Origin of the sequence: Halorubrum sp. Eb13 (assembly GCF_002252895.1) — an archaeon.
Classification (GTDB): domain Archaea; phylum Halobacteriota; class Halobacteria; order Halobacteriales; family Haloferacaceae; genus Halorubrum.
Window position 1 is genome coordinate 1 of the sequence record NZ_NHPE01000025.1, and the last position, 4,275, is coordinate 4,275.

Here is a 4,275-nt window from a genome sequence, read left to right on the forward strand (position 1 = left end):
GCCGCCAGCCTCGCCGAGCGCTACGACGCCACCGTCCACGTCGTCTCCGCGGTCGACACGCTGGCGCAGACGCTCGGCGGGCCGCAGGCCGGAGCGTTCGCCGAACGGATCGAGGACGCCGCGCGAAAGCGCGTCGAGACGGTGACCGCGGAGCTCGATGACGCGGGGGTCGATGTCGTCGGCGACGTCAGGCAGGGCGAGCCGATCGACATCATCGAGGCCGCCATTGAGGACACCGGCGCCGACATCGTCGTGATGCCGAGCCACACTCGCAGCGGCCTCCGGCGAGTCCTCCTCGGAAGCGTCACCGAGAAGATAGTCCGGGTCTCTTCCGTTCCCGTCGTCACCGTGCCGATGGCCGTGGACGGCGACGACGCGACGACGGGAGAGGATGCGACGACGGGCGACGCCGACGGGGGCGACGACCGGTCCGCAGACGGGACGTGACCGCCGCCGCGACGACCCGCGCGTTCCGGGTCGCGTACGACGGCCGCGAGTACGCCGGCTTCCAGCGCCAGCCCCACGCGACGACCGTCGAAGGCACCCTCCTCCGGGCGCTCGCGGAACACGGACTGCTCGATCGCGGGGACGGGCCGACGCACGCGACGCCGCCGGGCTACGCCGCGGCGGGCCGCACCGACGCCGGGGTCTCCGCGGTCGCGCAGACGGTCGCGTTCGAGGCGCCGACGTGGCTCACGCCGCGGGCGTTCAACGGGCACCTCCCGGGATCGGTGCGCGTCTGGGCGGCCGCGGACGTCCGGGACGGGTTCCACGCGACGCACGACGCGGTCCGGCGGACGTACCGGTACCACCTCTACGCGCCCGCGGCGGGTGCCTCCTCGCCGGCCCCCGACGGCGCCGTGGACGACGGACGCGTCCGCGACGCCCTCGATCGGCTCTCGGGCCGCCACGACTTCCACAACCTGACGAGCGACGACGCGGGGACCGTCCGGAGCCTGACCGCGACCGCGTCCCGGGACGGCGACCTGCTCGTGGTCGAAGTCGCCGCCGACGGCTTCCCGCGCGCGCTGGTCCGCCGGCTCGTCGCCGCGGTCCGGGCGGTCGGACGGGGCCACACCGAGCCGTCGCGGATCGACCGCCTGCTCGACGCGGAGCCGGTGCCGGGGGAACTCGGCGTCGGCCCCGCGCCGCCCGAGCCGCTGGTGCTGTGGGACGTCGCGTACGACGGGGTCGCCTTCGACGTCGACCGGGAGGCCGCCGAGAGCGCCCGCGTCGCCTTCGGAGAGCGGTACCAGACGGCCCGTCACGCCGCCGCCGCGACGGGGGCGATCCGGGACCGGATCGCGTCGGGGGACCGCGTCGAGTCCGCGGAGCGCCGCGACGGCGACGCCTCTTAGTCGGCCGCGCTCACCTCGGCGGCGTCGGCGGACGGGGTCTCCATCCCGTCGACGCGCAGGAGGAGGGTGTTGCCGTCGACGTTCGTGGCGTCGACGGTCCCCGAGAGGCGCAGCCCGGCGGCCGGCGTCGGACCGACGGTGACGTGATCGCCGGCCTCGAAAGGACCGACCGGGCCGCGGATCACCAACTCAGCGCGGCAGAGTTCGGGGTTGGCGACGCTGGAGAGGTCGATCTCCTCGACGTTCACGCCCTCTACCGGGTCGCCGTCGACGGCGACCGGCGTGGTCTCGGCGTCGTCCATCCGCTCGACGCCGAGAGTCTCGTAGGCGCCGTCGGTGGGGACGTACCCGCCGTCGGGCCCCGGGACGCCCTCGACCAGCCGGAGGTCCCGAAGGCTCTGCATCCGGTTCCGGACCGTGCCGGCTTTGCGATCGATCGACTCGGCGATGTCACCCCCGGAGACCGGGAGATCGGCGTTTTCCGCGAGGTTCACGAGCGCGGTCAAGACGCGTTTCTGACTCGTCGTGAGCTGTATCGTCGACATACACGAATCCAACAAATTGATATGGATAAACGTTTGCTTCTACGCACCTTATATTCTTGATACAGTAATTGGGCGCCAAGTAATCCCACAAACATATGTTATTAGTGCCAAAATGCACATAGAACAGAACTCCTGTTACTCCATATGAGACACAATCTGCGTATCAGCTATCTTTCGCTGTATGACCCCGAATTTCTTTATCAGTATTCCGTATTTACACTGGTATCTGAGATAATTCTCACAATACCTTATATAGTTGGCACCGTGGGTATTTACCCGTCCGTTCGGAAGCGGGAGTCGAACATGAATCGTCGAACCGACGGTCGACCGCGGTCGGGTCCCCGCCGAGCCGCGGTCCCGGACCGCGCCACGCCGTGGAACCGCGGAGCGACGACGGGGACGACCGGAGGCCCGAACGATGAGTGATCGGGGGTCTCCCGCCTTCGAGGGCGACTCGTTAGACGGGCGCGCCGCGAGTTCGGTCCGGTCGGACGCTCGCGACGAGACGGCTGCGACCGACGGACCGCACGCCGGCGAGTCGGTTCCCGACGACGTCACCGGCGACGGGGACCGTCGCCTCCGCGACCCCGGTGACGAGCGCGAGCGGGTCCGCTCGTTCCTCGACTCGCGGGTCGCGGCCGCCGGTGCCGAGGGGGTCGTGGTCAACATGAGCGGCGGGCTCGACTCCACGGTGACCGCGGCGCTGGCCGTCGAGGCGCTCGGCGCCGACCGCGTGTACGGGCTGATACTCCCGTGTAACAAGGTCGGCGCGCACCACGCTCGCGACGCCGAGGCACTGGCCGAGGCGCTCGGGATCGATCACGACACGGTCCACCTCCACTCGCTGTTCGCGCAGTTCGGGGCGGTCGCGCCCGACCGCTTCGATCTCCACGACGAACCGGTCCTGTCCGGCAACGCCGTCGCTCGGCTCCGGATGACGCTCGCGTACCTCGCCGCGAACGCGACGGACCGCCTCGTCTGCGGGACGGCCAACCGGAGCGAGCTGCTGCTCGGCTACTTCACGAAACACGGCGACGGCGGTGCGGACGTGCACCCGATCGGGCACCTGTACAAGACCGAGGTCCGCGCCCTCGCGTCCGAGCTCGACGTCCCCGAGTTCGTCGTCGAGAAGCCGCCGACCGCGGGATTCCTCCCCGGACAGCGCGACGCCGACGATCTGGGCGCCCCGTACGAGGTCATCGACCGCGTGCTCCGGCTCGGCGTCGACCGCGGGCTCGGCGCCGCGGCGATCGCGGAGCGGCTGTCGGACGGCGAGGAGGACGACGTTGACGTCGACGAGGAGGGCGGCGTCGACGTCGACGAGGAGACCGTCGCCGACCTTCTCGACCGACACCGGGCCACGGCTCACAAGCGCACGACGCCGACCGTGCCGACCGGGCGCGGGCCGTAGCCCTCTCCGTCACTCCCTCCGTACCGCACGACTGACGCGCGCTACTCCCAGCCGTCGGGCCAGAGGTCGGCCGCGCGCATCCCCGTCTCGAAGTCGGCGTCGCGGAACTCGGCGACGAGTTCCTCGCGGTCGAGCCGGGGCACGTCGCGCTCGGCGGCCGCGAACTCGCAGACGAGCAGCGCCGTCAGCATCGCGTGCTCCCGGACGTTCCGGTCGTCAACCTTGTCTCGCGTGTCCGCGTGCGTGTGACCCCAGCCGCGGCCGCGGTCGCCGGAGTCGCTGTGAAGCTGGAGCGCCGGCACCCCGCGGCGGACGAACGGCCACTGGTCGGAGAACGGGTGCGGCTCCGCGTCCACCGCGATCGGCTGGCGGGTCGCCGTCGACACCGACCTCGCGACCGACGCGGCCGCGTCGGAGGCGTGCGCGAGCGCGACGAGGTCCCGGTGGCGCCCCGCGCCGTCGACGTTGATCACGCCCCGTATCCGGTCGAGGTCGACCGTCTCGGCCAGGTGCTCCGCGCCGAGGAGCCCGACCTCCTCGGCGCCGACGGCGACGACGTCGACGCCGATCGGAAGCTCCGCTTCGGTCAGGATCCCCGCCGCGGTCGCCACGGTCGCGATCCCGCAGCCGTTGTCGAGCGCCCCCTCCGCGATGTCGTGGCCGTCGTAGTGGGCGAGCAACAGGAGCCGCTCGTCCGTGTCGGGCCCGACGCGGCCGACGACGTTCCGGCTCTCGCCGGGCTCGGTCGTCGCCTCGACGGTGAGCTCGGCCTCGGCGGCCGCGTCGCTCGCGACGTGCGTCCCGCCCGCGCCGCCTCCGCCGGCCGCGTACTCCCGGAGCCACGCGCCGGACTCCTTGGAGACGCCGACCGCGACAGCGTCGGCCTCCCCGCCGAACGTCAGCGAGCCCGTCGGCGGGAGCTGCCCGTCGAGGTGGTTGACGAAGACGAAGCCGACCGCGC

At 71.8% G+C, this 4,275-nt stretch carries 5 protein-coding genes; 3 read left to right on the plus strand and 2 right to left on the minus strand.

The genetic code is table 11. The features are described from left to right. Positions 1 to 447 (plus strand): universal stress protein (locus DJ75_RS02235; protein WP_094522252.1); only part of this gene is annotated, 447 nt, incomplete at its 5' end. Then, a complete protein-coding gene (gene truA, locus DJ75_RS02240; RefSeq protein ID WP_094522253.1) occupies positions 444 to 1,358 on the plus strand; it encodes a tRNA pseudouridine(38-40) synthase TruA in 915 nt (304 codons plus the stop codon). The genes DJ75_RS02235 and truA, both read left to right, overlap by 4 nt. Here the strand turns inward: truA and DJ75_RS02245 are convergent. Further along, positions 1,355 to 1,903, minus strand: coding sequence for an Rrf2 family transcriptional regulator (locus DJ75_RS02245; RefSeq protein WP_094522254.1), 549 nt, complete (start codon positions 1,901 to 1,903; stop codon positions 1,355 to 1,357). The two genes, truA and DJ75_RS02245, sit on opposite strands and share 4 nt — an antisense overlap. A gap of 418 nt (positions 1,904 to 2,321) precedes the next feature. Here DJ75_RS02245 and nadE point away from each other — a divergent pair, with 418 nt between their 5' ends. Continuing rightward, on the plus strand, positions 2,322 to 3,314 hold the full coding sequence (nadE, locus tag DJ75_RS02250; protein ID WP_094522255.1) for an NAD(+) synthase: 993 nt from the start codon (positions 2,322 to 2,324) through the stop codon (positions 3,312 to 3,314). Positions 3,315 to 3,355: 41 nt separating this feature from the next. Here the strand turns inward: nadE and DJ75_RS02255 are convergent. Continuing rightward, a partial coding sequence (locus tag DJ75_RS02255) for a M28 family metallopeptidase (RefSeq protein ID WP_141211951.1) occupies positions 3,356 to 4,275 on the minus strand: 920 nt, incomplete at its 5' end.

Bases quoted from the DNA above. Each gene is read 5' to 3' on its own strand.
- DJ75_RS02245 (WP_094522254.1), bottom strand. From the start codon at position 1,903: ATGTCGACGATACAGCTCACGACGAGTCAGAAACGCGTCTTGACCGCG.
- nadE (WP_094522255.1), top strand. From the start codon at position 2,322: ATGAGTGATCGGGGGTCTCCCGCCTTCGAGGGCGACTCGTTAGACGGG.